Origin of the sequence: Corallococcus sp. CA053C (assembly GCF_003611675.1) — a bacterium.
Lineage (GTDB): Bacteria > Myxococcota > Myxococcia > Myxococcales > Myxococcaceae > Corallococcus.
Genome location: NZ_RAWA01000105.1, coordinates 1 through 24450, shown reverse-complemented (window position 1 = coordinate 24450; position 24450 = coordinate 1). Strand labels below are relative to the sequence as shown.

21 protein-coding genes are annotated in these 24450 nt (G+C 70.6%); 18 read left to right on the top strand and 3 right to left on the bottom strand.

Annotation, left to right across the window (positions count from 1 at the left end; all coding sequences use genetic code 11):
• The first annotated feature begins 341 nt into the window (after window positions 1–341).
• The 5 genes from D7V97_RS16375 (at window position 342) to D7V97_RS16355 (ending at window position 6944) form a co-directional block, all read left to right on the top strand.
• The gene (locus D7V97_RS16375; protein ID WP_120611575.1) at window positions 342–1586 is read left to right on the top strand and encodes a phosphatidylserine/phosphatidylglycerophosphate/cardiolipin synthase family protein; all 1245 of its coding nucleotides are present in this window, start codon (window positions 342–344) and stop codon (window positions 1584–1586) included.
• Between the two features lie 195 nt (window positions 1587–1781).
• Entirely contained in the window at window positions 1782–3620 is a 1839-nt protein-coding gene (locus D7V97_RS16370) for a DUF4091 domain-containing protein (protein WP_120611574.1), read from the top strand.
• A 10-nt stretch (window positions 3621–3630) separates the two neighbouring features.
• Window positions 3631–4152: a GNAT family N-acetyltransferase gene (locus tag D7V97_RS16365; protein WP_120611573.1), complete on the top strand. Its 522-nt coding sequence runs from the start codon at window positions 3631–3633 to the stop codon at window positions 4150–4152.
• Window positions 4153–4206: 54 nt separating this feature from the next.
• Complete coding sequence (locus D7V97_RS16360; RefSeq protein ID WP_120611572.1) at window positions 4207–5445, top strand: AAA family ATPase; 1239 nt, start codon at window positions 4207–4209, stop codon at window positions 5443–5445.
• Between the two features lie 110 nt (window positions 5446–5555).
• Complete coding sequence (locus D7V97_RS16355; protein WP_120611571.1) at window positions 5556–6944, top strand: ATP-binding protein; 1389 nt, start codon at window positions 5556–5558, stop codon at window positions 6942–6944.
• 15 nt (window positions 6945–6959) lie between these two features.
• On the opposite strand, the gene D7V97_RS16350 is transcribed toward D7V97_RS16355, so the two are convergent.
• A complete protein-coding gene (locus D7V97_RS16350) occupies window positions 6960–7706 on the bottom strand; it encodes a hypothetical protein (RefSeq protein ID WP_120611570.1) in 747 nt (248 codons plus the stop codon).
• 360 nt (window positions 7707–8066) lie between these two features.
• Between D7V97_RS16350 and D7V97_RS16345 the strand changes: the two genes are divergently transcribed.
• The 10 genes from D7V97_RS16345 to D7V97_RS16300 all read left to right on the top strand — a co-directional run bounded on the left by D7V97_RS16345 (window position 8067) and on the right by D7V97_RS16300 (window position 17888).
• A complete protein-coding gene (locus tag D7V97_RS16345) occupies window positions 8067–8507 on the top strand; it encodes a hypothetical protein (RefSeq protein ID WP_120611569.1) in 441 nt (146 codons plus the stop codon).
• Window positions 8508–8688: 181 nt separating this feature from the next.
• Complete coding sequence (gene mmsA / locus D7V97_RS16340) at window positions 8689–10173, top strand: CoA-acylating methylmalonate-semialdehyde dehydrogenase (protein WP_120611577.1); 1485 nt, start codon at window positions 8689–8691, stop codon at window positions 10171–10173.
• A gap of 74 nt (window positions 10174–10247) precedes the next feature.
• Window positions 10248–11501: a GTP cyclohydrolase II gene (locus D7V97_RS16335; protein WP_120611568.1), complete on the top strand. Its 1254-nt coding sequence runs from the start codon at window positions 10248–10250 to the stop codon at window positions 11499–11501.
• Entirely contained in the window at window positions 11494–12702 is a 1209-nt protein-coding gene (locus tag D7V97_RS16330; protein ID WP_120611567.1) for a URC4/urg3 family protein, read from the top strand. The genes D7V97_RS16335 and D7V97_RS16330 overlap by 8 nt, the downstream gene beginning before the upstream one ends.
• Before the next feature lie 62 nt (window positions 12703–12764).
• A complete protein-coding gene (gene upp / locus D7V97_RS16325) occupies window positions 12765–13400 on the top strand; it encodes a uracil phosphoribosyltransferase (RefSeq protein ID WP_120611566.1) in 636 nt (211 codons plus the stop codon).
• A gap of 64 nt (window positions 13401–13464) precedes the next feature.
• Window positions 13465–14466 (top strand): hypothetical protein, encoded by a 1002-nt coding sequence (locus D7V97_RS16320; protein ID WP_120611565.1) that lies wholly within the window; start codon window positions 13465–13467, stop codon window positions 14464–14466.
• A gap of 27 nt (window positions 14467–14493) precedes the next feature.
• On the top strand, window positions 14494–14787 hold the full coding sequence (locus D7V97_RS16315; protein WP_147444830.1) for a hypothetical protein: 294 nt from the start codon (window positions 14494–14496) through the stop codon (window positions 14785–14787).
• A 68-nt stretch (window positions 14788–14855) separates the two neighbouring features.
• Window positions 14856–16289 (top strand): hypothetical protein, encoded by a 1434-nt coding sequence (locus D7V97_RS16310; RefSeq protein WP_120611563.1) that lies wholly within the window; start codon window positions 14856–14858, stop codon window positions 16287–16289.
• A 92-nt stretch (window positions 16290–16381) separates the two neighbouring features.
• A complete protein-coding gene (locus D7V97_RS44655; RefSeq protein ID WP_158623376.1) occupies window positions 16382–16546 on the top strand; it encodes a hypothetical protein in 165 nt (54 codons plus the stop codon).
• Window positions 16539–17888 carry a CapA family protein gene (locus tag D7V97_RS16300; RefSeq protein ID WP_233582874.1) on the top strand — a complete coding sequence of 450 codons (1350 nt, stop codon included), beginning with the start codon at window positions 16539–16541 and terminating at the stop codon, window positions 17886–17888. The genes D7V97_RS44655 and D7V97_RS16300 overlap by 8 nt, the downstream gene beginning before the upstream one ends.
• On the opposite strand, the gene yjjJ is transcribed toward D7V97_RS16300, so the two are convergent.
• Complete coding sequence (gene yjjJ / locus D7V97_RS16295; protein ID WP_120611561.1) at window positions 17873–19192, bottom strand: type II toxin-antitoxin system HipA family toxin YjjJ; 1320 nt, start codon at window positions 19190–19192, stop codon at window positions 17873–17875. The two genes, D7V97_RS16300 and yjjJ, sit on opposite strands and share 16 nt — an antisense overlap.
• Before the next feature lie 287 nt (window positions 19193–19479).
• On the opposite strand from yjjJ, the gene D7V97_RS16290 reads away from it, so the two are divergent.
• Complete coding sequence (locus D7V97_RS16290; RefSeq protein WP_120611560.1) at window positions 19480–20232, top strand: carbonic anhydrase; 753 nt, start codon at window positions 19480–19482, stop codon at window positions 20230–20232.
• On the opposite strand, the gene D7V97_RS16285 is transcribed toward D7V97_RS16290, so the two are convergent.
• A complete protein-coding gene (locus tag D7V97_RS16285) occupies window positions 20229–21551 on the bottom strand; it encodes a chloride channel protein (RefSeq protein ID WP_120611559.1) in 1323 nt (440 codons plus the stop codon). The genes D7V97_RS16290 and D7V97_RS16285 overlap by 4 nt on opposite strands.
• 309 nt (window positions 21552–21860) lie before the next feature.
• On the opposite strand from D7V97_RS16285, the gene D7V97_RS16280 reads away from it, so the two are divergent.
• Together D7V97_RS16280 and D7V97_RS16275 are read left to right on the top strand one after the other, a co-directional pair.
• A complete protein-coding gene (locus D7V97_RS16280; RefSeq protein ID WP_120611558.1) occupies window positions 21861–22946 on the top strand; it encodes an SGNH/GDSL hydrolase family protein in 1086 nt (361 codons plus the stop codon).
• 247 nt (window positions 22947–23193) lie between these two features.
• On the top strand, window positions 23194–24450 hold a 1257-nt coding region (locus D7V97_RS16275; RefSeq protein WP_158623375.1), incomplete at its 3' end, for a response regulator.

The following is a 24450-nucleotide window of genomic DNA, read 5'->3' as shown; positions in this document are numbered from 1 at the left end:
GTATCGGACGGGAGGGGTGGCGCTTCTCGCGGAGGCTGGGCCTCCGATGCGAGCACGGCCGGCGCGCCCAGCAGGCCCGCCAGCAGGAGCGCCCGGTGCCCCCGGCTCCGTGCCGGTCCCTTCCCCCGTCGCGCCATGCCTGTGTCCGTCCTCCGTGCGCGGGCCGCCTCCACCCGTCGCTCCCAGCAGTGCGCATGCGGCGAGCCCGGCACCACCCGCCGCGCAAGACACCGGCGGCAACCGTCCTGCGGTGGACGGTCGCCGGGGTGCTCCCCGCGCTTCCTTCATTCCCCTGCACGCGGTGGATGCGCGGAACGGAGGGCCGCTCTAGCTTCGGGACCTTGCGGCTGGCCTGGCTCATCCTGGTTGCCCTGCTCCTGGCGGGGTGCCCGTACCCGAACCATCGACACGACCTGCTCCTGCGCTCGCTGCCGGAGGAGCCGGCGGCGCGCGACGTCGCCATCACGCAGACGCTCGGGATGCCGCTGGAGCCGGGCAACGGCGTGGAGCTGGTGATGAACGGGCGCGTGTTCGACGTCATCGAGGAGGAGATCCGCGCCGCCCGTACCAGCATCCACCTGGCCAGCTACATCTGGCGTCCGGGCATCCCGTCGGACCGGCTGCTCATCGCGCTGCGGGAGCGCAGGCCCGGCGTGCAGTGCCGCGTGCTGGTGGATCCGCTGGGCAGCGTGAACTTCGAGGTCGTGGCCCCCGTGCTGGTGGACGCGGGCTGCGAGGTGCGCCTCTACCGCTCCTTGCAGGGCACGGTGGCGTCCCTGGACGCGGACCGCATCCGCTCGCGCATGCACCGCAAGCTGGTGATCCGCGACGGCGAGGTGGGACTGACGGGCGGCTTCGGCATCTGGCGCAGCTGGCTGGGCAACGGCGACGCGGCGGACACCTGGCGCGACACCAACGTGCGCCTGCGCGGGCCCGCCGTGCGCGGCATGCAGCTGGCGTTCGCGCAGAACTGGCAGGAGGCCGGCGGGGACTTCCTGCCGCCGGAGGCCTTCCCCCCGCTCACGCCCGCAGGGGACGCGCGGGCGTGCTTCGTCGCCAGCACCCAGCACCGCTACCTGTCCCAGGCGTCGAAGATGTGGCTGCTCACCATCGCGTCGGCGAAGCACCGGCTGTGGGTGGCCAACTCGTACTTCATCCCGCCCAAGGCGCTCAGCGACGCGCTCATCGAGAAGGCCCGGCAGGGCGTGGACGTGCGGGTGCTGGTGCCGGGCCGCTACCACGACGTGAAGCCCGTGCTCGCCGGGCAGCGCGCGGCCTACGCGCCGCTGCTGGAGGCCGGCGTGCGCATCTGGGAGTACGAGGTGTCCATGATGCACGCCAAGACGATGCTCGCGGACGACACGCTGAGCGTCGTGGGCTCCACCAACTTCGACCCGCTGTCCCTCAACCACGAGGAGGAGGGCTCCGTGCTGATGGAGGACCCCGTGCTGGCGAAGGAGCTGGAGGTGGCCTTCGAGCAGGACCTCACCCACTCGGTGGAGATCCACTGGAAGGGCTGGAAGCGCCGGGGCGCGCTTCAGAAGCTGGGCGACCGGCTCATCTGGCTCATCGGCGATTTCCTCTGAGCCGGAGCCCTGGGCGTCGCATCGCGCCAGGCGTGGGAACAAGCCGCCGGCTGGCCCCTGTTTCCAGCGCACCCTGTCTGAGAATGGCGCCACCCCCCAACACACGAGACGCGGAGCGCCGGTCCGCCTGAGCGATGGGCCGTCAGGGGGCCCCGACGTGGGTCGCCATTCACTGTCGGTGCGCATTCATTTCGCATGTTGGCGATTCGACTGTTCGGGCTCGCGTTGCTGTCATTGACCACGGCCTGGCCGGTGTTCGCGGCCGGGCCCGCCGTGTGGGGGGAGGGGATGATGGTGAAGGTCCGGCCGGACGCCGCCCCCGGGAGCGCCACCGGGGTGCAGCTCACCGCCGCGCGCAACGAGTTCGTCTCCTTCCAGGTGGCGCTGCACGGAGGCGACGGGGGCCTCCAGGGCGTGCGCGCCCGGCTGCCCGCGCTGGAGGGGCCCGCGACGCTGACGGGGCCGGACGTGACGCTGTACCGCGAGGCGCTCCTCATCACCCGGAAGCCCTCCGTGGTCGGAGAGGCGGTGGGCCCCTGGCCGGACGGGCTGGTGCCGGACACGGATGAGATCGCGGGCGAAGCACGCCGCGCCTTCCCCTTCGACGTGCCCGCGGGCGAGGCGCGCGCCATCTGGGTGGACGTGCACGTGCCGCACGATGCGCCACCCGGCGACTACACGGGCACGGTGATGGTGGAGGCGGACGGAGGCTTCCAGCGGCAGGTGACGGCGAGGCTGACGGTGGTGGACGCGGTGATGCCGAGCACGGCCTCGCTGTCCTCGGCGTTCCTGGTGTGGCCGCCGTACGTGTGCCGCGCGCACCTGGGCCGGGAGGACTGCACGCCGCAGGAGCTGCAGCCGCTGCTCGCGCGCTACCAGCGGATGGCGCTGGAGCACCGCCTCACGCTGTCCAGCCTCTTCCCGCCCTGGCCGGTCGCGTGGAGCGACTTCGACGCGACGTGGGGCCCGTACCTGGGCGGCACCGCGCCCACGCGGCTGCCCGGCGCGCGGATGACGAGCCTGGAGTACGGGGGCCCGCTCACCGCCGACGCGCTGGGCGACTTCACCGCGCACGCGCGGGAGCAGGGCTGGCTGGACCAGGCCTACGTGCAGATTGGCGACGAGCCGCCCTACGGGTCGACCTTCGTGGAGGTGCGCACCAAGGGGGAGCTGGTGCGGCAGGCCGCGCCCGGACTGCGCACGATGCTGACGACGAACGCGTTCCAGCTGAAGCGCAACGACGTGGAGTCCCTGGTGGACGTGGCGGTGCCGCTGGTGAACCACCTGGACGGCACGGAGCCGGGCTTCCTGGGGGACCAGCGCGAGACGTACACGGGCTTCCTCTCGCGCCCCGGTACGGAGATGTGGATGTATCAGAGTTGCATGAGCCACGGCTGCGGGCCGGGGAGCCACATGCCGGAGAACACGCCGGGCTCGGGCTGGCCGTCGTACATGGTGGACCGCTCGGCGGCGAAGGGGCGGGCGATGGAGTGGGTGTCCTTCCTCCAGGGCGCGACGGGGGAGCTGTATTACCAGACGGTGGACCTGCTCCCCACGGCGTGGACGGATCAGCACCACTTCAATGGCAATGGGGACGGGACGCTCTTCTACCCGGGCACCCCGTCTGTGATTGGCGGGATGACGGACGTGCCGGTGGCGTCGCTGCGCCTGAAGCTCATCCGTCAGGGCATGCAGGACTACGAGTGGCTCAAGGCCGTGAGCGACGCGGGCGACCCGGACTTCGCGCGGCAGGTGGCGCGGGAGCTGATTCCCTCCGCGTCGCGCGTGCCGGATGACGGTGCCGCGTTCGATGCGGCGCGGCTGCGGCTCATCCACCGCTACCAGGAGCTGACGGAGGACGACCCGTCGGCACCGGACATGGGCGAGCCGCCGGCGCCGGCGCCGACGCCGGGGCCGGTGGATTCGCCGGCGCATGGCGGGCCGGCGGTGGGGCTGGACGCGGAGGCGGCCGCCTGTCCGGACGCCATGAGGGGAGGATTCATGTCGGAGGCGACCCGCGGGCCGGCATGCTAGAGCGCGGCGCATGAGCACGGACGTGGTGACGCGGGCCCTCATCCGCGAGGCGAGACCCGAGGACGACAAGGTGGTGGGCGACCTGCTGGTGGAGGCCTACACCACGCAGTACGCGAAGAAGCTGCCGGAGATCGTCTATTCGGAGCAGCGCAAGGCGTTCCTCCGGGACGTGGCCTCGCGCCGCAAGGCGGGCACGGTGCTGGTGGCGGAGCTGGACGGCGAGGTCGTGGGCACGGTGGCCCTGTACCCGCCCGGCGCGCCCGGCAGCGAGGCCTGGCTGCCCGATACGGCGGACCTGCGCGCCCTGGCCACGTCGGTGCGCGTCCACGGCCAGGGGCTGGCACAGCCGCTGCTGGCGCAGACGGAGGTGCTCGCGAGGCGCTGGGGGGTGAAGGCCATCTCGCTCCACGTGCGCCGGGGCGCGGTGGGCGTGGCGCGCATGTACCAGCGCCGGGGCTACCAGCGCGTGCCGGCGGGCGACCTGGAAAAGCCAGACGTGTTCCTGGAGGCGTACGTCCTGCCCCTGGAGTGAGGGCTCAGGGCGCGCGTGTCAGGGGGCCACACGCTGGCCCGTGGGGGGCTCATCATGAAGATCCAGATCCCCGAGCAGTCCCTCGTGCTGCTCATCGGTCCCTCCGGTTCGGGCAGGTCCACCCTGGCCCACAAGCACTTCCCGCCCACGGACGTGCTGTCCGGAGCCGACGACGCGGAGGCCCCGCTGCACGCCGAGGTGGCGGGGCGGCTGTCCCAGGGGCGGCTCACCGTCCTCGATGACGTCCCCTTCAGCGCCGACTCACGCAAGCGGTGGGCGGCCCTGGCCCGCGAACACCACGTGCCCCTGGTGGCGATGGTGCTGGACCTGCCGGAGGTGCTCCTCCTGGAGCGCAACCGGCTGCGCACCGGCCCGGTCCCCAGCCCGCGCGCACTGCGCAACCAGTGGCAGCAGCTGCAGAGCGCGCTGCGAAGCCTGCCGAAGGAGGGCTTCAAGCACCTCCACGTGCTCACGCCGGAGACGGTGGACGCGGTGTCCTTCGAGCGTCAGCCCGTGCCCGGCCTCCTCCCGCACGAGCACGGGCCGTTCGACATCATCGGAGACATCCATGGGTGTCTGGAGGAGCTGACGGCGCTGCTGACGAAGCTGGGCTACACGGTCGCGCCGCGCGCGGACGGCGCGCCCGGGTTCGACGTGGGCGTGCCGACGGGGCGCAGGGCCGTGTTCCTGGGCGACCTGGTGGACCGGGGGCCGGGCGTGACGGGAGTGCTGCGATTGGTGATGGGGATGGTGGAGGCGGGCACGGCGCTGTGCGTGCCGGGCAACCACGAGTTCAAGCTGCTGAAGAAGCTGCGGGGCCGGGAGATGCGCGTGTCGGCTGGGCTCGCGGTGACCCTGGCGCAGCTGGAGCGCGAGCCCCCGGAGTTCCAGCAGGCGGTGGCGGACTTCATCGAAGGGCGCCCCTTCCAGTACGTCCTGGATGGCGGCCGGCTGGTGGTGGCGCACGCGGGCCTGAAGGCGGCGATGCACGGGCGCGACTCCACCGAGGCGCGCGACTTCGCGCTCTACGGCGAGACGACGGGCGAAGCGGACGCGTACGGCCTGCCGGTGCGCGCCGACTGGGCCGCGCAATACCAGGGAGCGGCGACCGTGGTGTACGGCCACACGCCCGTGCCGGAGGCCGAATGGATCCACGACACGGCCTGCGTGGACACGGGCTGTGTGTTCGGCGGGAAGCTGACCGCCGTGCGCTACCCGGAGCGCGAGTTCGTCTCCGTGCCCGCGGCCCGTGCGTACTGGGAGACACGGAAGTCCGCGCACGAACCGCGGTGATGTCGGGTGCGCAACCTCCCTCCTGTGTCTAGGTCGGGGTGTGGGGTTGCCTGCTCGGCACCTGGACGACCAGGGAGGTGCCTATTCCTGGGAGAGCCCTACGATGCTGTATGGATTTCGCCCTGGCCCACGGAAGCACCGCGCAACGACAACCTCCTCCGGCCGGGGGCAGCCACCGCGTTCAGTTCTATGAGGATCCGGCCTTCCTCTTCGACGTGGTCGCGAGGTTCCTGGACCTGGGCTTCCAGGCCGGTGAGCCCGCGGTCGTCATCGCCACGGAGATCCACCGCAAGGGCTTCAAGGCGCGCCTGAAGGCGATGGGCCTCGACGTGGAGCGCGCCCTGGCGGACGGGCGGCTCGTCCTGCTCGATGCCCGGGAGACCCTCGCGAAGTTCATGGTCTGGGGGATGCCCGACGAAGAGCGCTTCCAGCAGGTCATCGGGGCGGTGCTCGACAAGAGCAGCCGGGGCGCGGGAGGACGGAGGGTTCGCGCCTACGGCGAGATGGTGGACCTGCTGTTGAAGGACTCGAACCCCCGGGCCGCGCTCCTGTTGGAAGCGCAGTGGAACGACCTGGGCCGGGTGCACCCGTTCAGCCTGCTGTGTGCCTACGCGATGGGCGGCTTCCAGACGCAGGGGGACGCGCAGGTGTTCCACGACGTCTGCTCCGCGCATGCCCACGTGAGCCCCACGGAGGCCTATACGCAGGTCCAGTTCGAGGAGCAGCGCCTGCGTGAGGTCGCCGCCCTGCAGCAGCGCTCCAAGGCGCTCGAATCGGAGATCGAGCACCGCAAGCGCGTGGAGAAGGAGCTGCTGGCGGCGGTGCAGCTGCGCGATGACTTCCTGGCCATCGCCGGGCACGAGCTGCGCACGCCCCTCACGGTCCTCCAGCTCCAGCTCCACTCGCTCACGGGTCTGGTGCGGGACGTGGAGAACCCCCGCGTGAAGGAGCGGGTGGCGCGGGCGCAGGGGCAGGTGAAGCGGCTGGGAGCGCTCACGGAGGAGCTCCTGGACGTGGTCCGCCTGGGTGCGGGCGGGATCCAGCCCCACGTGGAGGACTGTGACCTGACGGAGCTGGTGCGGGAGGTGGTGGACCGCTCCTCCGAAACGGTGACCCGCTCCGGCTGCCAGCTCCAGGTGTTCGCCGAGGAGCCGGTGCCGGGCCAGTGGGAGCGCACCCGCATCGAGCAGGTGGTGACGAACCTGCTCTCCAACGCCCTCAAGTACGGGGCGGGCCAGCCCGTGGAGCTGCGGGTGAAGGCGGGCGCGGACCGGGCGACGCTCGTCGTCCGGGATGGCGGCATCGGGATTCCGCTCGATGCCCAGGCCCGCATCTTCGACCGCTTCGAGCGCGCGGTGTCGTCGAGCAGCTTCGGAGGCCTGGGCCTGGGGCTCTGGATTGCCCGGCAGGTGGTGGAGGCCCACGGCGGCGTCATCCACGTCGAGAGCGAACCCGGACGCGGCGCCACCTTCACGGTCGAATTGCCGTACCGCGCCTGAGCCCCGCCGGGTGGCTCAGGCCGCCGCGGCGGCGCGGATGCCTACGTCCTCGCGGGCCGCGCGCAGGCAGTCGTCCAGGAAGCGCAGGTAGCAGTCCAGCCCGCGCGTGCCGACCGCCGCCAGCCGCCGGCCCTCTTCCGGGTGCGAGCGCAGCAATTCCTCCATCATCCGCTCGTTGAGCGCGGTGTGGCCCACGTCCACCTCCGCGTGCTCGCGGAGGAAGGTGAGCGTGTCCAGCGTGCCCTGGCCCAGCACCGCGCGCACCCGCGCGAGGATGCGCGGCACCAGCACCACCGCGAGGTAGCCCACCTCGTATTCGATGGCGGCCTGGCCCAGCGGCAGGTCGCCGGTGATGGCCTCCTCGTGCACCTGGCGGTACTCGCGCATGGCCTGCGTGGGCTCCTGCGCGACCAGCGCGTCCGCATCCAGGGTGACTGTGTGGCGCCGGTTCCAGGTGCCCACCAGCACGCGCGCGTCTTGAATGGTCATCAGGTGGTGGCCGGCCTCGTGCTTGGCGTGGGTGATGAGCTGCCGGCCCACCTTCTCCTGGCCCAGCGCGATGCAGCGCTCACCCGCGCCGCGGATCCATCCATCCACCGGCTCGGTCATGTACGCGCCCCGGGCGGACCACTCGATGAGGAAGCGCTCCATCAGCGCCGGGGTGATGTCCGGGGACAGCAGCGTGCGCACCACGGCGTCCGTCTCCAGGCGGGCTCGGGTCTCCTGCACGTGCGGTAGGTACTGCGTCTGCATCAGGCTCATGACAGCTCCTTCAGGGTGGGGGAGGGCGGACGGGGTGCCGTCTGCTCGTGGAGGTGTTCCAGGAACTCCGGGACGAGGTCCGCGGGGATGATCCACAGGGCGGGCTTCGCGTCGGGGGCGTCGTCGTGCAGGCCGGCCGCTTCGACGTCGCCCGGTGCTTCGGCGAGGCGTGCTCGAAAAGGGATACGGAGCGGGGCCCGCGGTCGGGTCGTTGGGTCGCACACCAGGCCGGGGACCGGGTCTCCAGGGGCGTGTTTCCCGGTGAAAACAAAGAAACCCCCTGGGTTGCATGTCACACGGGGGGCTCCGCCCGGTGGGAAAGGTGCGTGGCCCCCCGGACGGGCTTACCCTCTGCTGCCCATGTCCCTCCGCAAGGACTTCATCGAGCGCGCCATCGAGCAGTTCGTGGCGGCCATCGCCAGCATCCTCCGGGCCCGGAAGGAGAAGCGGTATGGGGACGCGCGCGCGCTCATCCGGGAGACGGCCCTCTCCGTGCTGGGCATGGAGTACGGCACGCTCACCCTGGCGGACGCCGAGTCCACCTCGCGGCTCCTGGGCACCCACGCCCGCGTGCGGATGCTCGCGCGGCTGGTGCGCGAGGACGGCGAGCTGATGCGTGAGCAGGGGGATCCGCTCACCGCCGACTCGCGCTTCCTCCTCGCGCTGGAGCTGTACCTGGAGGCCGTCTCGCTGGGCCTCAACCCGGACACGGAGGACGCCACCGCCATCGCGGAGCTGCGCGGCGTCACCGACCCGGCCGCGCTGTCGGAGCGCCACCAGCGGATGCTCGCGCAGGCCTGACGAGGCGCGGCGCGCACGTTGGCGCACCCGGATCCGCTGAACACCCGCCCTCGCATCGGTCGGGTTTGAGACACGCCGACGCGGGAAGATTGACGGCGCGTGTCCCCCCGCCTTGCTAGGCGTCAACGACTTGCGTCTATCATTGCCCCTCATTCGTCACGCAAACACCGGGGGGGTGCGCGTGTCCTTTGTTCGTTTTCCCGAGAGCGTTGTCTCTTGTCGCAACCTCGTGGGCGGGGAATGGGTGCAACCCGCCGAGGTCCCGACGCAAGAGGTCCGCAGTCCCTACACAGGCGAGGTCATCGGCCGGGTGCCGTTGACGACCGCGTCCGGAGTCGCTGAAGCGGTGGAGGCCGCGAAGGTGGCGGCGCATGACTGGGGCCTCACGCCGCTGCGAGAGCGCACCCAACGCCTGCAGACCTTCCGCGAGCTGTTGGACACCCACCTGGGCCGGCTGGCGAACCTGGCCGCGAGCGAGGCGGGCAAGACGGTGGCGGAGGCCCGCGCGGGTCTGCTCAAGGGCCTGGAGGTCTGTGATTTCGCCCTGTCGCTCCAGAACCTGGATGGCGGCGCGAGCATGGAGGTCAGCCGCGGCGTCACCTGTGAGTACCGCCGCGCGCCGCTGGGGGTCGTGGCCGGCATCACGCCGTTCAACTTCCCCGCGATGGTGCCCCTGTGGCTGTTCCCCATCGCCGTCACGCTGGGCAATGCCTTCATCCTCAAGCCGTCGGAGAAGGTGCCGCTGACCGCGTGCGCGCTGGGGGAGCTGATGGTCGCGGCGGGCTTCCCGCCCGGCGTCTTCTCCGTCGTGCACGGCGCGAAGGCCGCGGTGGACGCGCTGGTGGAGCACCCGGACGTGAAGGCGCTGGCCTTCGTGGGCTCCTCGCCGGTGGCGCGGCACCTGTACGCGGAGGGCAGCCGCCACGGCAAGCGCGTGCTGGCGCTGGGCGGTGCGAAGAACCACCTCATCATCGTGCCGGACGCGGATCCAGAGCTCACGCCGCAGGCGGTGGTGGACTCGTTCACCGGCTGCGCGGGGCAGCGCTGCATGGCCGCCAGCGTGCTGCTCGCGGTGGGGGACGTGCAGCCGCTGGTGGACGACATCGTGCGGCGCGCCTCCAGGTTGGAGGTCGGCCCGGGCATGGGCGCGCTCATCGACCGGGGGGCGGTGGACCGGCTGGAGACGGCCATCGCGAAGGCGAAGGCGGACGGGGCGCGGGTGCTGCTGGACGGGCGCGGCGCGCGGCCCCCGGGGGAGCAGTACGCGAACGGCCACTGGCTGGGGCCCACGGTGCTGGACGGCGTGCGGCCGGACATGGAGGCCGCCCGGCGCGAGCTGTTCGGCCCGGTGCTGTCCATTGTCCGGGTGACCACGCTGTCGGCGGCGCTCAAGGTGGAGAACGCGTCTCCGTATGGCAATGCCGTCTCCATCTTCACCACCCGGGGCGCGGTGGCGCAGGCGGTGGTGGAGGGGGCGAAGGCCGGCATGGTGGGCGTCAACGTGGGCGTGCCGGTGCCTCGCGAGCCCTTCTCATTCGGAGGCACGGGCGAGTCGAAGTTCGGCCACGGCGACATCACCGGGCCGTCCAGCCTCGACTTCTGGAGCCACCTCAAGAAGGTGACGCGCAAGTGGTCCGCCGGCACCGACGGCTCGTGGATGAGCTGACCGCTGAGCTGACCCCCCCCCACCTCCCAACGCCTTTCGCTCCCAGTTTCCGCGCCCGACAGGAGGGCGCTCCCATGGCTGACAAGAAGCCCGTCAATCACATCCGTCTCACCTCGCATCCGGATGGCCAGGTGCCGCGAGTGCCCCTGCGCTGGGGCGAAACGGAGCCGCTGCGCCGGGGCCCCGTGGTGGCCACGCTCTCCGACCCCGCGCACCGCAACGTCATTGGCACGCACTCCGGCGCGTATGCCATCTACCGCGCGCTGGCGGTGTCCGCGGGCAAGCTGCCGCAGGACCACAAGGCGGACCTGACCAACACCTCGCCCGCGGCGCAGGTGGGCCCGTACCCGTCCTGGGGCGACCCCAAGCGCATCGTGTCGCTGGACCCCTGGGGCGCGGTGGCGGGGCAGGTGTTCCGCGCCTACGCCGAGCAGGGCGTGGACTACAAACCCAGCATCGCCGTCACCCGGGCCCACATCAACATGCCGGAGGTGCGCGACGCGATGCTCGCCGGGCGCCTCCAGGTGGACGGAGACCTGGTGGCGGCCAACGGCGACATCAAGGTCGTGAAGGCCGCCGTGGAGCCCGTCTGGCACCTGCCCGGCATCGCGGAGCGCTTCGGCCTGACGGAGGGAGCGCTGCGCCGGGGCCTCTTCGAGCACACCGGCGGCATGTTCCCGGAGCTCATCACCCGGCCGGACCTGCACGTGTTCCTGCCACCCATTGGAGGCCTGTCGCTGTATGTCTTTGGCGACATCGCGAAGCTCGCCGACAAGGACGTGCCGCTGGCGGCGCGCGTGCATGACGAGTGCAATGGCTCCGACGTGTTCGGCAGCGACATCTGCACCTGCCGTCCGTACCTGGTGCATGGCATTGAAGAGTGCGTGCGCACGGCGCAGCAGGGCGGGGTGGGGCTCATCGTGTACTTCCGCAAGGAGGGCCGGGCGCTGGGCGAGGTGACGAAGTTCCTGGTCTACAACGCGCGCAAGCGGCAGGAGGGCGGCGACTCCGCGGCCACGTACTTCCACCGCACCGAGTGCGTGGCGGGCGTGCAGGACATGCGCTTCCAGGAGCTGATGCCAGACGTGCTGCACTGGCTGGGCATCACGCGCATCCACCGCTTCGTCTCCATGAGCGACATGAAGCACGACGCCATCGTGCGCTCGGGCATTGAGATCCTGGAGCGCGTGCCGATTCCGGAGGGGCTCATCCCGGCGGACGCGAAGGTGGAGATGGAGGCGAAGAAGGCGGCGGGCTACTTCACACGCGGGCCGGTGGCGGACGCGGGGACGCTGGCGCAGGTGAAGGGAAGGGACCTCGATGCTTGACGCGATCCGGGTGCGGGAGGTGTCTCCGACGGTGGCGTGGCTGCGCAGCCCGGCGGCCATCCGCGAGCGGTGTCACCAGGTGCTGGACCTGGGGCTCGCCGGGAGGCTGGAGTACTTCCGGGTGGAGCCGTCACGGCTGCCGGTGGTGGTGGACCGGGTGCTGGCGGTGACGCACGAAGCGTACCCCCGGCTGGACATCCCGGTGCACAGCCGCTGGCGCCACTTCGACGCGGGCGGGGTGCCGAGGCTCGCGCAGCTGGAGGCCCGGCTGGCCCCGCTGCCGCCCGACGAGCGCGCCCGGGCGAAGGTGGACCTGGGCGTGGTGAGCGTGTTGTTGGACGCGGGCAGCGGGCCCGTGTGGCGCTACCAGGAGGCGGGGGGCGCGTCCTATGTGCGCTCGGAGGGGCTGGCGGTCGCGTCGCTGCGGATGTTCATGGCGGGGGCCTTCTCGTCGGATCCGGACCGGCCGCTGCGCGCGGACGCGGAGGCGCTGGGCCGGATGACGCGCGAGGCGCTGGAGCGCGGCTTCCAGGTGTCCGAGTCCAACCCGCTGCTCGGCGTGGAGGGCCGGCTGCACCTGATGCAGGGGCTGTCGCGGGTGCTGCCGAGGCCGGGGTCGATGTTCGACATGCTCGCGGCGCACCGCCGCAGCGTGCGGGCCTCGGAGGTGCTGGGCACGGTGCTGGAGGTGCTGGGCCCCATCTGGCCCGGGCGCACCACGGTGGACGGCATCAACCTGGGGGACGTGTGGCCGCACCCGGCCCTGGGCCCGTCCGACAGCGCGGACGCGCTGGTGCCCTTCCACAAGTTGTCCCAGTGGCTGGCGTACTCGCTGGTGGAGCCGCTCGCGGAAGCGGGCGTGACGGTGACGGAGCTGGACGCGCTCACCGGCCTGCCGGAGTACCGCAACGGCGGGCTCTTCGTGGACCTGGGCGTGCTGGTGCCCCAGGACCCGCGCCTCTTGAAGGAGGCGTACGACCCGGGCGACGCGCCCATCGTGGAGTGGCGCGCGCTGACGGTGGCGCTGCTGGACCGCGTGGCGGCGCTGGTGCGCGGACGTCTGGATTTGAGCGCGGAGGAGCTGCCTTTGGCGAAGGTGCTCCAGGGCGGGACGTGGACGGCGGGGCGCCGGGTGGCGTCGGAGCTGCGCCCCGGCGGGGTGCCGCCCATCCGCGTGCGCAGTGACGGAACGGTCTTCTGAAGAGGCGTGAAGCGCAGGCCCACAGGCCGTCCGGGGCTCCCCCGGCGGCGCGAGGAGAACCCATGGACTTCCCGAACTGCACGGTGGTGGATCACCCGCTGGTGAAGCACAAGCTGACGGTGATGCGCAGGACGGACACGAGCACGGCGTCCTTCCGGGCGCTCCTGGAGGAGATCTCCCTCCTGCTCGGGTACGAGGCGCTGCGCGACCTGAAGCTGCGCGAGGAGGAGATCCAGACGCCCATGGCCCGCACCACGGGCTGGGTGCTGGACGGCAAGAAGCTGGTGCTGGTGCCCATCCTCCGCGCGGGGCAGGGCATCCTGGACGGGCTGCTGCAACTGGTGCCGTCCGCGCGCGTGGGCCACATCGGGCTGTACCGAGACCCGGAGTCGCTGAGCGCGGTGGAGTACTACTACCGCGTGCCGGGCGACCTGGAGGACCGGGACGTCATCGTCTGTGATCCGATGCTCGCGACGGGCAACTCCGCGGTGGCGGCGCTGGAGCGCGTGAAGCGCAGCCGTCCCGGGAGCCTGCGCTTCGTGTGTCTGCTCGCGTGTCCCGAAGGCCTGATGAACCTGCGCGAGCACCACCCGGATGTGCATGTCTTCACCGCCGCCATCGACGACCGGCTGGACGCGCACGGCTACATCCTGCCGGGCCTGGGCGACGCGGGTGACCGCCTGTTCGGTACCAAGTAGGTAAAACATTCTATACACGATTTTCTTGATTGACGGGGAGACGTGTTTCGCGTCTCCTTGTCTCATGAACATTTATCGTGCGGTCCCCGCGTTCCTGTCCTCGGCGCTCCTGCTCATCTCCTGCGGCGAGGGTGTGTCCCCGGCGTCCGAGGGTGCCACCCCCGCCACGCAGGAGCAGGCGGCGGACACCTTCGTCCTGCGTCAGACGAAGCCGACGGCAGCGAACACGGGCGCGGGCATCATCCGCGCCTACCCGACGAAGGTCGTCAACGGGGACGTCACGCTGAGCACGGCCGGGCAGCTTCTGGCGGACACCCTCGTCCACGGCCGGGTCATCATCAAGGCGGCGAACACGGTGGTGAGCAACTGCGTGGTGGACGGAGGGCCCGCGATGACGGGGGGCGGCGCCATCATCCAGATTGGCACCGGCGGCACGAACGCGCGCATCGAGTTCACCACCGTGCGCGCGGCGAATCCCACCTACTGGGTGAATGGCATTGGCATGCGCAACTACACGGCCTACCGCACCAACGTGTCGGGCGTGGTGGATGCGTTCTCCGTCGCTCCGGCGGCGGCGGATGAGCCCGTCAACGTGTCCATCCAGGGAAGCTACGGGCACGACCTGGTGCACTTCTCGCCCGACCCGAACCACACGGGCACCGACTCCCGTACGCACAACGACGTGCTCCAGTCGCACGGCGGCAGCGGGCTGGAAGTGATTGGTTCGAACTTCTCCGCGTACCACGACCAGACGATGGGGACCCTGCCCACGCCGAACCCGAAGAAGCAGATCGCCGCGATGATGATCAATACCATCGTCGGGCCCTCGTCGAACCTGAAGATCGAGGACAACTGGTTCGGCGGTGGCGTGTATTGCATCAACGGCGGCGGCGCGGCCGGCGGCGGTGGCACGTTCCTGCGCAACAAGTTCGACCGGGGCTCGGCGCAGACGTCGAACCCGGACACGTCGTACACGCTGGTGTTCGACGCCACGTTCGCGCAGACGTCCACGGGCAATGTCTACGAAGACAATGGCCATCCCGTGCTGGTGCGGACGGGTTACTGAGGCAGCGGGTCGGCTATCCTCCAGGACATGCGAATGCTCGTCCCGCTGTTGCTGGCGCTGTCGGCCGGCTGTGTCTCCCAGGGCTCGCGCCCGGCTCAGGCCGCGGCCCCGGATGCTTCCGCGCAGGTTGCTCCAGAGGCCTCCTCGTACACGGCCTGTGGTTGTGGTTGCTGCCCGGGCGTCGAGCCGCACGTCCAATGCCTGGGGGGCGAATCCCTCCAGGCCGTCATCGCCCGCGACAAGGAAGCGGCGGCGTCGCCGGACTGCCCCATGGCGGGCTGCTCGATGCCGGTGAAGTACCAGGCCTGCGACGGATCTTGAATTCCGAGAAGTAAGGAATTTATAATATATCCGGGTAAATGTTTTTTCCCTTTCCCCGGAGTCCAGGCATGCGCGCGTCGTGGCGGTCCACGGTGATGACGGTGATGTTGGGCGCGGTGTTCGCGCAAGGGGTCGCGGCGGCGGAGCCCGCGCCGCAGCAACTCCAGGTAGAGGCGGGAGCGCAGCGCTGGACGGAGGACCTGTCCGGGGGCGAGGGCACGGGCGAGCTCGTGCGCACGCGGGACGGGTTGCTCTACGAGCCCAACGGCGTGATGCGCCGGCCGGAAGGGCTGAGCCGGCTCACCGGCCTCTACACGTTCCCGGCGCGCACGCTGCCGGAAGCCGTGGACACGTTCCGCCCGAGGCTCCAGGCCACGCAGTCCCTGGGCACGGGCGTCGAGGTGGACGTGCGCGTGCGCGTGCCCGGGGGCGCCTGGAGCGAGTGGCGCACCGCCACCGGGGGCGAGGCCGTGCGGCTGCCCCGCGCGGGCACGGAGGTGCAGGTCCGGCTGGCGCTGGTGGCGGACGAGCGCGGCCGGGGCCCGGTGGTCCAGGAGCTGAGCCTGGAGGGCTGGCGGGAGGGAACTGATACTGAGCAGGGTTTGCAAACCCTGGCGCCGCTGACCTACCGCGTCTACGCCACCCGTGAGGGATTGGTGGGCGGCACGACGGCCAACGGGCACGTCATCAAGAGCAATGATCGCTTCGTGGCGCTGCCGTCGCGGCGGGGGCTCGCGTCGAACGGGGGCTCCGAGTACCAGGTGCGCGTCTGCTACGCGAAGACGGCGAAGTGCGCGACGACGTCCGTGTGGGACGTGGGCCCCTGGAACACGAAGGATGACTACTGGAATCCGTCCAGCGTGCGCGAGATGTGGAAGACGTTGCCGCAGGGCAAGCCGGAGGCTCAGGCGGCGTACCAGGACGGCTTCAACGGCGGGTTGGATCAATTCGGGCGTCGGCCGGCGAACCCCGCGGGCATCGACATCGCGGACGGGACGTTCTGGACGGACCTGGGGATGTCGAACAACGACTGGGTGGACGTGACGTACCTGTGGACGACGGGCGGTGGGACGACGACGGGCCTGGTGGTGGACAGCAACAACGCGAACAACGACCAGACGAAGGGCTACATCCAGCTGACGGGCACGAGCTGGGCGTCGTCCACGAACGTGGCGGGCTACTACGGCAGCAGCTACCTGGTGTCCCCGGGCGCGGCGGTGTCGGAGCCGGCGACGTTCTACTTCTACCTGGCGGCGGCGGGCACGAAGACGGTGGATGCGTGGTGGACGGCGGCGACGGACCGCTCCACGGCCGCGCCCTTCATCGTCACCAGCGCCACGGGCACGCAGCTGGCGAACGTGAAGGTGAACCAGACGCTCAACGGTGCCCGGTGGAACACGCTGGGCACATGGAGCTTCCCGGCGGGCTGGAACAAGGTGCAGCTGAGCCGCTGGGTCACGGCGGGCACCTACGTCGTCGCGGATGCCATCCAGGTTCGATAGCGCTGTAGCAGGGTAGTCCGGAAGGGCCGGCGGACTCCGGCGGGGGCGTCATGGACGTCCCCGCTGTCCGGGCGGTACAAAGCCAGACCCCCATGGCCTCGCGCATCGTGATTCCGCCTCCCCAGGCAGAGCCCCACCTCTACACGGACCTCGCGCCCTGGTGGCCGCTGTTCTCGCCGCCGGAGGAGTACGTCGAGGAGCGCGACCGGTGGAACCGCGATGTGATCATCGGCGTGCGGGAGCCCCGTGGTGGGTGAGTCGCGCCTTGGCTCCGGCGTCGTGGCCGCGCTCCTGCTGTGGCTGCTGCCGCTGCTGGGGATGGCCGCGCCCGTGCGCGTGGAGCTCGTCTTCGGCGGGGACGTGATTCCGCACGGCGAGGTGAAGTCGGTGGCGAAGGCCCATGCGAGGAGCGGGGCGGTGCCGCCGGAGGGAGGCGTGGCGCCCTCGCTCAACCACGAGGGGTGGGACCACGTCTTCGGGCCGCTGTCGGACGTGCTGCGCACGGCGGACGTGGGCGTGGTGAACCTGGAGACGCCCGTCACGGACGAGCGCAAGGCGGTGACGCAGGAGCTCGTCTTCAACGCGCCGCCGGCGATGGTGCGGGCCCTGGTGGGGGCGGGCGTGAAGCTGGTGTCCACGGGCAACAACCACGCGAGGGATCAGCGTCCGGAGGGCATGGTGGAGACGCTGCGGAACCTGGACGCGGCGGGCCTGCGCCACGTGGGCACGGGGGCCACGCGAGACGCGGCCTGGGAGCCGGTGTTCCTGGAGGTGCGAGGGGTGCGGCTGGGGTTCCTCTCCTTCACGCGGATCCTGAATGGCTTCAGCAACCCGAAGGAGGCGAACGCACCGCACGCGGCGCTGGTGCCCTATCCGGGGAACCAGGCGCGCAGGGGGCTGCGGGAGGAGGAGGCGGTGGAGCGGGTGCGCGCCGCGGCCGCGAAGTGTGACGCGCTGTTCGTGATGGGGCACTGGGGGCGGGAGTATTCAGACACGCCGAACCCGCTGGACCGGGCGCTGGGGCAGGCCTTCCTGGAGGCGGGAGCGTTCGCGGTCATCGGACATCATCCGCACGTGCTCCAGCCGCTGGAGGCGTACACGACGAAGTCCGGGAGGCGGGGACTCATCGCGTACTCCTTGGGCAACCTGGTGGCGAACCAGGGGCGCTTCTACCAGCACGCCACCGGCAGGAAGGGCACGGAGGGAGACAAGCGGGACTCGCTGCTGCTGCGCGTGGGAGTGACGCGCGCGGAGCCTGGGACACCGGTGGCGCTGGGAGACGTGGCGGTGTTGCCGGTATGGATCGAGAACAACGCCACCGGCCGCAAGGCAAGGGTCCGCCGCAACATCCAGCCCGTGCTCATCGACCGGGAGCTGGAGGAAGTGTCCCGCAGGTTGGCTACGCTGGTCGTGCGCGCGGGGCCCCAGGACAAGGCGGCACGGGCGGAGAAGGCGGCGCTGGAGCAGCGGCTGGCGAGCGCCCGGTATCGCCGTGAGCGCATCCTGCGAATGCTGCCCGCGGAGTTCCGCGTGGCCACGCCGGAGCTGCGGCGGCGCGAGGATGGCGCGGTGGGGCTGACGGCTCAGACGGTGCCGTGAACAGGCACGCGGGCGATGAGGTCCGCGAGCTGTTCCCGGCAGGTGACGCAGCGCTGGCGGAAGTCCTCGCTCAAGTCGCTGGATGCGATGAGCGTGCCCCAGTACGCCAGTGCATGACGGGCGGCGTCTGCCCAGACATCCAGGTTGTGTGCCGTTGGCGGTGCGGGCCTGAAGGTTCGCTCGACAAGGTGCGCGCCATCCGGAGCGAAGACCATGGGCAGCATGTCGTAGAGGGGCGCGAGCCGGAACCGGCCGGAAGGCTCCATGAAGCAGGAGACATTGCCGAGGTGTCGGTCCGTGTTTCCAATCAGCTGACCGAAGGTGTCGAGCCAGCGGATCCGTCGGACGTCTTCCTGGGCGAGCCGACGTTCGGCCAGCAGACGCAACGCCACCTCCGTCCAGTGGCCCCCCGACCCGATGTATTCATTGTCGATGGCGCGCAATGACAGCAGGGCACGCCGTCCCCAAAGGCCAATCCTGTCGAATCGGTCGACCTCCAGGAACCGATGGTCCCGCAGGTCGAACCACTCTGTCCGGGCCGCGTCGAAGCCCGCCGCGCGAACAGACTCCAGCGCGAGGTGCTCACACGCCAGCAGGTCCCGCCACCGTTGTCCCGCGCTGCCCGTGCTCGCATCCGCGAACTTCACGAGCACATGCCGACCCCCGGCGTAGACGGCGAGCTTCGGCTGTTCGCCTCCGGCGGAGGACGCCATGCCTTCCGCCAGGAAGGTCCGGGCCCGTTCGGGGTAGCTCTCGCGTTGGACCTCCCGGATCTGCGTGGCGAGGCCGAGGTACCGGCTCAGGGACTCCTCGCCCAGGATGAGGTCCCCCGTGCAGTCCTCACCGCGTCGGGCCAGGGCGACGAGGAGCTGATCATCGTTCCAGTCCGTCGTGCGCGGAGGGAGCGCCAGGCCCGGGTGCCGCTCGTGGAAGCCTCGGCCCATGTACCCCTGGGGACTCATCTCCTCCGCGAAGGGAGGCAATCCCTCGAAGCGCTGCCCGAGGCCCTGGGCCTTCTCCATCCACGTCCCGCCGGGGGACAGGAAGTGAAGTGCGCCTTCCCGATGAACCTGGCCCGTCTCGTCCACCCGGTGGATGGGAACCTGCGTCCCCAGCCCCGGCACTTCGCGCGTCCGGGCATACAGGGCGCCCCGGGTCCGACCCATCCGGCACACCCCGGCGCCCGCGGCCTTGAGCCACCGCGACAGGGTCTGCTGCGAAACGCCGAAGTGCTCCTGGAGCGCTTCCGCCCGCACCGGCTGCAGGCGTTGGAGGACGTCCAGGAACTCGGAGGGGGCGGTCATGGGTAGATAGGTGAGTAGATATCTCGACCTGTACAACTCACAACCTGTTGGAATTAATCAGCATGGGTCCGGGTATGTGAGCGAATGTTTGAGTAGATGGACGGTGGCGACCGACCTGCCTCCGCGCGCTGCCTGCTCGCCTGGAAGGCAACACCCCGCAGGCATCTTCCGCGTGACGCTTTCGTGACCCCGGCACGGAATCCTTGGTTTCGGCCAGGCGGTCCTGTTACCCACGGCGTGCTCCGGAACCCCCCTCCCGGCGCGCATCCCAAGGCAGGTCTTCCACCATGATTCCTCTTCTTCGCACCGTCGCGGCCGTCGCGCTGCTGGGCACCTCCATGCCCGCGTTCGCCGAGGCGCCGCCGCCGTCCCACCCCGCCGTGAAGCCCGAAGCGCCGCCGGTCACGTTCCACCGGCTGGAGCTGGGCAACCTCCGCTTCACCAAGGGAGTGGCCCGCCATCCCGCGCAGACCATCGCCGTGCGCAACGCGCTGGCCAACGAGCAGCATCCCCACGCCATCGTCGTCGCGTGCAGCGACTCGCGCGTGGCCCCGGAGCTGGTCTTCGACCAGGGACTGGGCGAACTCTTCGTCGTGCGTGAGGCCGGCAACGAGTTGGAGCCCCTGGCCCTCGCCAGCATCGAGTACGGCGTCGCCCACCTGGGCGTGCGCCTCATCGTCATCATGGGCCACGAGTCCTGCGGCGCCGTGAAGACGGGCCTCGCCATCCCGGATGGCCAGAGCGCGGGCTCGCCCAACCTGGACGCGCTGGTCTCGTCCGTGAAGAGCAACCTCTCCGATGCGGGCCTCACCGATGCGGATCGCCACGACCCCAAGGTGGTGAAGGCCGCGCACGCCAACGTGGACGCCGTCACCCGTCAGCTCACCCAGCGCTCCGAACTGCTCAAGGCCCGGGTGGACGCGGGAGAGCTCGCCGTCGTCTCCGCCATCTACTCGCTCGACACCGGCCACGTGGAGTTCTGGCACACCGAGGGCCTCCTGCCCGCCGCTCCCATCTCCGAGGTGAAGGCGGGGCATTAGCCCCGGCCGGACCCGGGAGGGATATCCGACACACCTTGGCGGGGCGCCCCGGGCTTCCGGGGCGTCTCGTGCAGCTCCCGCAGCGACACCATGCGCTCCAGGAGCGGCCCGCCCAGCTTCCTCCGGGCGATGCGCTGCGACGGATAGATGCCCCGGTGTCCCGTGAGCAGGTACGCCACCGTGGCGACGATGGCCACGTGGGGCAGCACCGCCGCGCCCACCAGCTCCACCGCCATCAATGACAGTGCAAGTGGCGTGTTGGACGCCGCCGCGAACAGGGCCGCCATGCCCACCGCCGCGCCCAGGTCCACCGGCAGGCCCAACAGCCGCGCGAGCACGTTGCCCAGCGACGCGCCAATGAAGAACAGCGGCGTCACCTCACCGCCCAGGAACCCCGCGCCCAGCGTCACCGCCGTGAAGACAAACTTCCACGCGAACGCGCCCCACGGCAGCGACACGTCGTGGAACGCGCGCAGGATGCCGGGCACGCCCAGGCCCAGGTACTCGTTCGTCCCGGACAGCTGCCACAGCCCCACCACGCCCAGCCCGCCCAGCGCCATGCGCAAAGGCAGCCATGGCACCCGCCGCTCCAGGAGCTTCTTCAGCCCGTGCGTGCCTTCAATGAAGGCCACCGCCACCAGCGCCACTCCGGCCGCGAACACCAGCCATTTGCCCAGCACGGGCAGCGTGAGCGCGAGCGCCTGGGGCGACGGGTACACGGTGTGGTGGATGCCCAGCCCGCGCGTCACCAGGTCGCCCACCACCGCGGCGGTGAGCGCGGGCAGGAGCGCCTCGTAGCCCAGGCGCCCCACGCACACGACCTCCATCCCGAACACCGTCCCCGCCAGCGGCGTGCCGAACACGGAACCGAACCCGCCCGCGATGCCCGCCGCCAGCAGCTCGCGCCGCGTGTCCCGCGTCACCCCGAAGCGGTGGGCCACCTGATCCGCGAGGCTCGCACCCATCTGCACCGCGGTGCCCTCGCGCCCCGCGCTCCCGCCGAACAGGTGCGTGAGCACCGTCCCCAGCAGCACCATGGGCGCCATGCGCAGGGGCAGCACCGCGTCCCCCTCATGCACCGTGTCCAGTACCAGGTTGTTGCCGCCCCGGATGGACGCGCCCCACCGGCCGTACACCGCGCCCACCACGAGCCCCGCCACGGGCAGCGCGTACACCCACGCCTCATGCCCCAGCCGGAAGTCGGTGGCCCGCTCCAGCAGCGCCAGGAACACCGCGGACGCCACGCCGCACACCCCGCCCACGACACTGCCCAGCAGCAGCCACTGCCCCAGCGCTCGGGCACCCGGAGGAAGGTTCACGGCCGCGGAGTCTAGGCGCGATGCGGCAGCCCCAGCCGGGAAGTTCGCCCCCGCCCAAACACAGACAGCGGATTCTTCCAACCGGAGCCGGGCGCCAGACCCTGAAACATGGTGAAACGACGCGTCAATCTGGGACGCCGCGTCATTGAGAGAGGGCACTGACGCAACGTGGCGGAATTCAGGTTCAACCAGGAATGCTCAGTGAAAAGCTATTTCAGGTCTGGGAGGTGATTCCAAAGTCAAAGGCGTGTACCTTGCGCGGCCTCTCCCCTTCCAGGGGGGAGACCCCCTACCTCCTCAGGAGCCGGTATGTCCGTTCGTCGCAGCGGGCTGTCCCTCGTCGCCGTCCTCGCCGCCACCACGTTGGGTGGAAGCGCGATGGCCAGCACCATCAACCAGAACACGTCGTGGACCATCAACCGTTCGGCGTCTCAGACGTACCGGGTGGTGGCGTACGGCGACTCCATCTTCGCCGGCTACAACGGCGGCATCAGCGCCGTGGCGCGCCGTGGCGCTCCGGTGGTGGAAGGTGAGTACGCGGCGAAGAAGTGGGGCACGAACGTGGAGGTCATCCGCCGCACGAAGTCCGGTGCGAAGGCGGACGACATCTATAACAACAAGATCGTCGCGGACCGTTCGTACATGCAGACGGCGAACACGCGCGTCGTGATGTTCGAGATGTGTGGCAACGACTACCTGCAGGCGCGCAGCGCGTTCACGGACCAGACGGGCACGTGTAACTACAGCGGCCTGCAGGCGGCGCTGACGGCGTGCACCACGTACATGGAGCGTGGCATGCAGGCCATCAACCAGTACGCGACCTCCGCCAAGGTGAAGGTCATCTCCAACATCTACTACCCCGGCTTCGCGGCGGACAACGTCCTGACGGCCTGCACGGATTCGGCGACGGGGCAGAAGGTGAACAAGCAGACCTACTTCCTGCCGCTCTTGGCGCGCAGCAACTGGCGCGCGTGCAGCCTGGCGTCGACGTATGGCTTCAAGTGCGCGGACTCCTTCGCGGAGATGATGGCGGCGGACTACGACTCGAACGGCGACGGCCAGGTGGACGCGGCCGCGATTGCCTACATCCCCGGTGAGACCGAGGACGCCTACGTGCAGCGCATCAGCGTGACCCTGCGCAGCACGCTGCGGGACGCGAACCTGCACCTGGCGAACGCGAGCACCAGCTACGACTACATCCAGTCCGACAACACGCACCCGACGTACACGGGTTCGACCATCAGCGTGAACATCTTCTCCGGCTCCGGCTCCGGTTCGGCCGCGCCGGGCTACACGGACGCGCAGATCGTCAACGGCAAGAACCCGGACTGGAACAAGTTCGGCCACGAGCGCATGGGTTGGACGCTCTCCAACTTCGACCCCGCGACGCCGTAGTCTGAAGCGGCCTCCGTAGGGCCCAGGGCCTCCGACCTGTCACCGGGTCGGGGGCCTTGTCGTGTCCGCATCCCCGCGGGGGAACCATCGCACCGCCGGGCCTGCGCCCGTCCGCTCGCACGCACGCGGCCGGGTGATCGTCTCCCGTGGAACACCGCACCCTGTTACAGGGCTCATTGACCCAGTACCGGGGCGGACGGTAGGTCGCCCAAGACGCGGTGTGTCACGCGGTCGTGGAGGCAGTCCCGTGCATCCGTTGTCCTCACCGTCCGTGGCATCTCCGTCCGAGCAGGGACAACGCTTCCTCGAAGGCGGTGGGGACGCGTTGCCGGGGGTGTGGTTGGTGGAGGACAGCGCGCTCGAGCGCGAGCGCGCCCGGAGGGTGCTGGAGGGGCACTGTGTGCTGGAGGTCTTCGCCGAGGGCCCGACGATGCTGGAGCGGCTGGCGCTCGGAGTTCGTCCCGCGCTGGTGCTGCTCGACCTGAACCTGCCAGGGCTTTCGGGCATCGAGCTGCTGCGCTTCCTTCGTGCCCAGCTGGACGCGGCGGAGCTCCCGGTGTTGATGCTCACCGTGGCGGGGAGCAAGGCGGACGTGGTGGCGAGCCTGGAGGCGGGGGCCAACGACTACGTCACGAAGCCCTATGATCCGGCGGAGCTGCTCGCGCGTGTCACCTCGCAGCTGCGCACCCAGCAGCTCCACCAGCGGCTCCGGCATGCGGAGGAGGGGTTCCGCCGGCTGGCGGCGCACCTTCCGGACGTGGTGGCCCGGTTCGACCGGCAGCACCGCCACACCTTCGTCAGCCCCAGCATCCTCCGGTTCACGGCGCAGCCGGTGGAGCACTTCCTGGGGAAGACCAACGCGGAGCTGGGGATGCCCGCGGAGCGCGTCCAGCAGTGGGACGTCGCCATCGACGAGGCCTTCACCGGCCGCGAGGTGTCGCTGGAGTTCGAGTTTCCCGGGGCCGACGGGCGGCGGACGGTGCAGTCCCGCCTGCTGCCGGAGCGTGACGACCGGGGCAACGTCCTGTCGGTGCTGTCCATTGCCCGGGATGTCACCGAGGAGCGGACGCGGGCCGAGCACGAGCGGCACCTGATTGGCATTGTCAGCCATGACCTGAAGAATCCGCTGGCGGCCATCCTGATGCAGGTGCAGGTCGGGCTGATGCGCGGGGGTGGGGACGCGGCCACCCGCGACATCCTCGAGCGCATCCGCAGGACGGCGACCCGGGCGACCGACCTGGTGAGCGACCTGCTGGACTTCACCCGGACGCGCCTGGGGGGAGGGCTGCCGCTCGCCACCCGGCCCCAGGACCTCCGCGACGTGCTGGGGCAGGTCCTGGAGGAGCTGCGCATCGCGAGGCCCGACCGCCAGTTGCGCTGGGAGGTGGAGGGGGAGACCTCGCTCGTGTCGGACGGTGAGCGGCTGGCCCAGCTGGCGACCAACCTGGTCGCCAATGCCTTGCAATACAGTCCGCGGGAGACGGCGGTGGGGGTGCGGCTGGAG